The 5839-nt window shown below is 73.7% G+C and carries 5 protein-coding genes; 4 read left to right on the top strand and 1 reads right to left on the bottom strand.

What is annotated here, in order from left to right:
• The first annotated feature begins 606 nt into the window (after nucleotides 1-606).
• The 4 genes from N869_RS12330 (at nucleotide 607) to N869_RS12345 (ending at nucleotide 5181) form a co-directional block, all read left to right on the top strand.
• Nucleotides 607-1929, top strand: coding sequence for a bifunctional o-acetylhomoserine/o-acetylserine sulfhydrylase (locus tag N869_RS12330; RefSeq protein WP_035062144.1), 1323 nt, complete (start codon nucleotides 607-609; stop codon nucleotides 1927-1929).
• Between the two features lie 71 nt (nucleotides 1930-2000).
• Nucleotides 2001-3191: a homoserine O-acetyltransferase MetX gene (gene metX / locus N869_RS12335; RefSeq protein ID WP_052105509.1), complete on the top strand. Its 1191-nt coding sequence runs from the start codon at nucleotides 2001-2003 to the stop codon at nucleotides 3189-3191.
• Nucleotides 3192-3235: 44 nt separating this feature from the next.
• Complete coding sequence (locus tag N869_RS12340) at nucleotides 3236-4216, top strand: zinc-binding dehydrogenase (protein WP_035062148.1); 981 nt, start codon at nucleotides 3236-3238, stop codon at nucleotides 4214-4216.
• Nucleotides 4213-5181, top strand: coding sequence for an alpha/beta hydrolase (locus N869_RS12345; protein WP_035062150.1), 969 nt, complete (start codon nucleotides 4213-4215; stop codon nucleotides 5179-5181). The genes N869_RS12340 and N869_RS12345 overlap by 4 nt, the downstream gene beginning before the upstream one ends.
• Before the next feature lie 10 nt (nucleotides 5182-5191).
• Here the strand turns inward: N869_RS12345 and N869_RS16635 are convergent.
• Nucleotides 5192-5839, bottom strand: a 648-nt coding sequence (locus tag N869_RS16635) for a restriction system modified-DNA reader domain-containing protein (protein ID WP_456297589.1), incomplete at its 5' end; no start/stop codon positions are given.

The following is a 5839-nucleotide window of genomic DNA, read 5'->3' on the forward strand; positions in this document are numbered from 1 at the left end:
GGTCTCGATCTCGGCGACAAGGCCGGCGTGGCCGGCCACGGCGGCCCGCGCCTGGCGGACCTCCTCCTCACCCGGGTCGGCCCATGCGGACGGCATGAGCGCTCCGATGAGGAGCACGGCGCAGGCGCCTGCCCCGGCGCGACGCGCAGCGCGGTGGTGCGTGCTCAACCCACGGTCCTCCCTCGTCGGCGGCACTCGCCCCGGGACGGGAGAGGGCCACAGGGAGCGACGCTACTCACAGCGACCCCACCAGGGAACACCTGTCACACGGTTCACGGCAATCTCACCCGTCACACCCGGACAGACCGGGGCAGAGCGACCGCACCCGCACGACTCCCGCCCCATCCACACCTCGGACAGCCGTACCGGATCGTGAGACGGTGCTGGTCGCTCGCGCGCCCCTCCACCTAGTCTCACCGCATGTCCTGCCGAATGTGCCGCTGACCACCGCACGTTCGGTGGTGTGCCCGCACACCGGCCGCGCTGCTCCCCCGCAGCGCACGAGCCCGTGCAGAGACACCGACCCACGTGCGCACCCGTCCCGAGCCCCTGCGGGCGACGAGTCAGCGCGCTGACGGTCTCCCGCGGCCCACCGAGGAGAGACCCATGACCACGAACCCCGGATGGTCCTTCGAGACCCGCCAGATCCACGCCGGCCAGCAGCCCGACCCCACCACCGGCGCCCGCGCACTGCCGATCTACCAGACGACGTCGTTCGTCTTCCCCGACGCCGACACCGCGACCGACCGGTTCGCCCTCAAGGACCTGGGCCCCATCTACACCCGCATCGGCAACCCCACCCAGCAGGCCGTGGAGGACCGGATCGCCTCGCTCGAGGGCGGCGTCGGGGCCCTCCTGCTCGCCTCCGGGCAGGCCGCCGAGACCTTCGCGATCCTCAACATCGCCGAGGCCGGGGACCATGTGGTCGCCAGCCCGTCCCTGTACGGCGGCACCTACAACCTGCTCCACTACACGCTCCCGCGCCTGGGGATCACCACGACCTTCGTCACCGACCCGCACGACCCCCAGGCCTGGCGCGACGCCGTGCAGCCCAACACCAAGCTGTTCTTCGGCGAGACGATCCCCAACCCCCAGTGCGACGTCCTGGACGTCCAGGCCGTCGCCGACGTCGCCCACGAGGCCGGGGTGCCGCTGGTGGTCGACAACACCGTCGCCACCCCCTACCTCATCCGCCCGCTCGAGCACGGCGCCGACGTCGTGGTCCACTCGGCCACCAAGTACCTGGGCGGCCACGGCAACGCCATCGGCGGCGTGATCGTCGACGGCGGCTCGTTCGACTACGCCCGGTACCCGGAGCGCTTCCCGTCCTACAACACCCCCGACCCCAGCTACCACGGCCTGGTCTACGCCCGTGACCTGGGCGTGGGCAGCGCGTTCGGGGCGAACCTGTCGTTCGTGCTCAAGGCCCGTGTGCAGCTGCTGCGCGACCTGGGCTCGGCGATCTCGCCATTCAACGCGTTCCTCATCGCCCAGGGCCTGGAGACCCTCTCGCTGCGGATCGAGCGGCACGTCGAGAACGCCCAGGCGGTCGCCGAGTGGCTCGAGGCCCGCGAGGACGTCGAGAAGGTCCACTACGCCGGTCTCCCGTCCAGCCCCTGGCACGCCAACGCCCGCCGCTACGCCCCCCGCGGGGCCGGGGCGGTGGTCTCGTTCGAGATCGCGGGCGGCGCGGAGGCCGGCAAGCGGTTCGTCGACGCTCTCGAGCTGCACTCCAACGTCGCGAACATCGGGGACGTGCGCTCCCTGGTGATCCACCCGGCCACCACCACCCACAGCCAGCTGACCCCCACCGAGCAGGAGCTGTCCGGCATCACCCCCGGACTGGTGCGCCTCGCCGTCGGGATCGAGCACGTCGACGACATCCTCGCCGACCTCGAGGGCGGGTTCCGAGCGGCCAAGGCCGGCTGATGTCCTCGCCCTCCCGCCTGGCCGTGGACACCACGCGCCGCCCGCGCGGCGGCGACGTAGGTTTGCACATCGTGCAGACCTCCACGCCCCGCACCGCGCCGCGACGCGCCGCGGTGTGGGCCTCGGGCGCCCCCGTGCCCGCGAGCGGCGCGTGGCGGGAGGGCGACCCCGTGGGGGGTCGGACGTTCGTCGACATCGGCCCCATGGACCTGGAGACCGGCGGGCACCTGCCGCAGGTCACCGTGTCCTACGAGACCTGGGGCACGCTCTCGCCCACCGGCGACAACGCCGTCCTGGTGCTGCACGCCCTGACCGGTGACTCCCACCTGACCGGCCCCGCCGGTCCCGGCCACCCGACCGCAGGGTGGTGGGACACGCTCGTGGGCCCCGGGTGCCCCATCGACACCGACCGGTGGTTCGTGGTGGCACCCAACGTCCTCGGCGGGTGCCAGGGCACCACCGGCCCCGCCTCGACCGCACCCGACGGGCGCCCGTGGGCCGGCCGCTTCCCGTTCGTGACCGTGCGCGACCAGGTGCAGGCCGAGATCGCGCTCACCGACGCGCTCGGCATCGACTCCTGGGCCCTGGTGGTCGGCGGGTCCATGGGTGGGATGCGGGTGCTGGAGTGGGCCGTCATGGCACCGGACCGCGTCCGGCGCCTGGCCCCCATCGCGACCACCGCGCAGTCCTCCGGCGACCAGATCGCCTGGGCGCACGCCCAGCTCGAGGCGATCCGCGGGGACGCGGCCTGGCGGGAGGGCGACTACTACGACGCCGGCGACGGTCGGGGCCCGCACGTGGGCCTGGGCATCGCCCGGCAGATCGCCCACACCACCTACCGCAGCGCCGTCGAGCTGGACGAACGGTTCGGGCACGCCGCCCAGGACGGTGAGGAACCCCTCGGCAGAGGCGGTCGGTACGCGGTGCAGTCCTACCTGGACCACCACGCCGGCAAGCTCGCACGCCGGTTCGACGCGAACTCCTACCTGGTGCTCACCGAGGCGATCTGCGCCCACGACGTCGGCCGGGGCCGTGGAGGTGTCGAGGCCGCACTCTCCCGCGTGAGCACCCCCGCTCTGGTCATGGCGGTCGACACCGACCGCCTCTACCTGCCCTCGCAGTCCGAGCGGATGGCGGCCGCCCTGCCCGGAGCCGACGGGGTGCACCTGGTGCGCTCGGACTTCGGGCACGACGGGTTCCTCATCGAGCACGACCAGGTCGGTGGAGCCGTACGCGAGTTCCTCACCCGCACCGTGCCCTGACGACCTACGGTGGCTGCATGGTCACCGCCGACTCCGCACCCACCATGCTCGCCGCCGTCGCGGCCCGCACCGACGCCCAGCACCCCGTGGGCGCCCTCGAGCTCCAGCAGGTCCCCCGGCCCCGGGTCGCGGACCTGCCCGCGCACTGGACCGTCGTGGACGTCCACGCCGCCGCCCTGAACCACCACGACCTGTGGGCGCTGCGCGGGGTGGGCCTGGGCCAGGACCAGCTGCCGATGGTGCTGGGCTGCGACGCCGCCGGGACCACGCCCGACGGGCGCGAGGTCGTCGTGCACGGGGTCATCGGGGGCGAGGGGCACGGCGTCGGGCCGCAAGAACGCCGGTCGATCCTCTCCGAGCGGTACCCCGGCACGCTGGCCGAGCAGGTGGCCGTCCCCACCTGGAACCTGGTGCCCAAGCCGGCCGAGCTGACGTTCGTGGAGGCCGCGTGCCTGCCCACCGCGTGGTTGACGGCCTACCGGATGCTCTTCACCAGCGCCCGGCTCTCCCCCGGCGACCGGGTCCTGGTGCAGGGCGTCGGCGGTGGGGTCGCCAGCGCCGCGATCACCCTCGCCGCCGCCGCCGGGCTGGAGGTCGTGGCCACCAGCAGGGACGCGACCAAGCGCGCCCGGGCGCTGCAGATGGGGGCCGGCCACGCGGTGGAGCCGGGGCAGCGCCTGCCCTTCCGCGTCGACGCCGTCATCGAGACCGTCGGCGCGGCGACCTGGGACCACTCGATGCGCTCGGTGCGTCCCGGGGGCGTGGTGGTCGTGGCCGGGGCCACCACCGGTGACGCCGCACCGATGGGCCTGCAGCGCCTGTTCTTCACCGAGGTCACCGTCATGGGCGCGACCATGGGCAGCCGCGCCGACCTCGAGGCCCTGGTGCGCATGTGCGTCACGACCGGACTGCGGCCCGTCGTCGACTCCACGTTCGACCTGGCCGACGCGCCGCAGGCGATGGCGAGACTGGCCTCGGGCGAGCACGTCGGGAAGGTCGTGTGCACCGTCCCGCACCGCACGTGAACGGCCCCTGGGCCCCGGACGTCCTGGGCCCGGACTTCCAGCAGCGCACCCTGCACCTGGCCGACGACGACGAGGGCGAGGTGGTCGCGACGCTCGTGCGCCACCGCCCGCCCGAGCCGGAACCGACCCGGGCCGCGCGCGTGGTCCTGTACGTCCACGGGTGGAACGACTACTTCTTCCAACGGCACCTCGCCGAGTACTGGCACTCCCAGGGGGCGGCCTTCTACGCCCTGGACCTGCGCAAGTACGGGCGCAGCCTGCGCGGGCACCAGACCCCCAACTACGTGGAGGACCTGGCCGTCTACGACGAGGAGATCGGACGCGCGCTGGACCTCGTGGACGCCGACCACGGGCGCCACGCACGCGTCATGCTCATGGGCCACTCCACCGGCGGCCTGGTGTGCGTGCTGTGGCAGCAGCGCAACCCGGGCCGGGTCGCCGGGCTCGTCCTGACCACGCCGTGGCTGGAGCTCACCGGCTCGAGCGTCATGCGTACCCTGAGCACCCCCCTGGTGCAGCAGCTCGCCCGGATGCAGCCGCGCTCACCACTGCTGACGATCGACCCCGGGTTCTACACCCGCACCATCCACGCCGGCCACGGCGGGGAGTGGACCTACGACGAGGCGTGGCGCCCCACCCCGTACTTCCCGATCAGGCCCGGGTGGCTGCAGGCCGTGCTCAACGGGCACGCAGCGGTCGCCCGGGGCATGGACCTGCGCCTGCCGATCCTGATGGCGGCGTCGACCCGCAGCGTCATCCTGCCGCGCTGGCGCGAGGACATGCGCGAGGCCGACACCGTCCTGGACGTGGAGCTGCTGGCCAGACGTGCCGTCCTGCTGGGACCACTGGTCACCGTCCTGCGGGTGCCCGGCGCGCTGCACGACGTGACGTTGTCACCCGCCCCGGTCAGGGAACGGTTCTTCGCCGAGCTCACCCGCTGGCTGAGCGCCTACGGGTGGGCCTGACCGGCAGGGGTCACAGGAGGTCGAGTGCCGAGCGCAGGTCGGGTCCCTCGTCGGTCAGGTGCCACGCGGCCCAGCCGTCGATCGCGGTGTCGGACCCGCACGCCTCGGCGGCGGCCTCGTTCGGGTCGGCGTGCACCGTCCCGTCGGGCAGCTCGATGAGCCCGTCGGAGCGCAGCAACGCCTCGTGACGGACCCCGCGGCGCAACCGGGACCACACCAGGGGCATCGGCTCACCGATCTCCCGGGCGAGGGCCGCCAGGGACGCCAACGGCTCCTGGTCGGCCCTGCGGGCCGGCGCCGGGTCCTCATACCGGTCGTCGTACCGGTCGTCGTACCGGTCCTCACGACGCTGGTCGGCACTGTCGTGCCCGCGGTCGTGCCGGCGGTCGGAGGACCACGCGACCTCCTGCCAGGTGCGGTCCGGCTCCGGCTCACGCGTGGCGCTCCACGACGCCGAGCTCTCCCAGGCGGCGGCCTCGCCCCACTCGGTGGGGGACGTCGACCAGGACCGGGCCGGGCTGTCGAACGTGTCGGACTCGTCCCGGGTGTAGCTGCGGGACTCGTCCCGGGTGTAGCCGTGCCGCTCCGGTGCGGGCGCCGGAGGCTGCGGTGCGCGCACCCCGGCCGCGGGGGTCACCGGGCGTCGCGGCTCGGAGCG

The sequence above is a fragment of the Cellulomonas bogoriensis 69B4 = DSM 16987 genome, assembly GCF_000767165.1.
Lineage (GTDB): Bacteria > Actinomycetota > Actinomycetes > Actinomycetales > Cellulomonadaceae > Actinotalea > Actinotalea bogoriensis.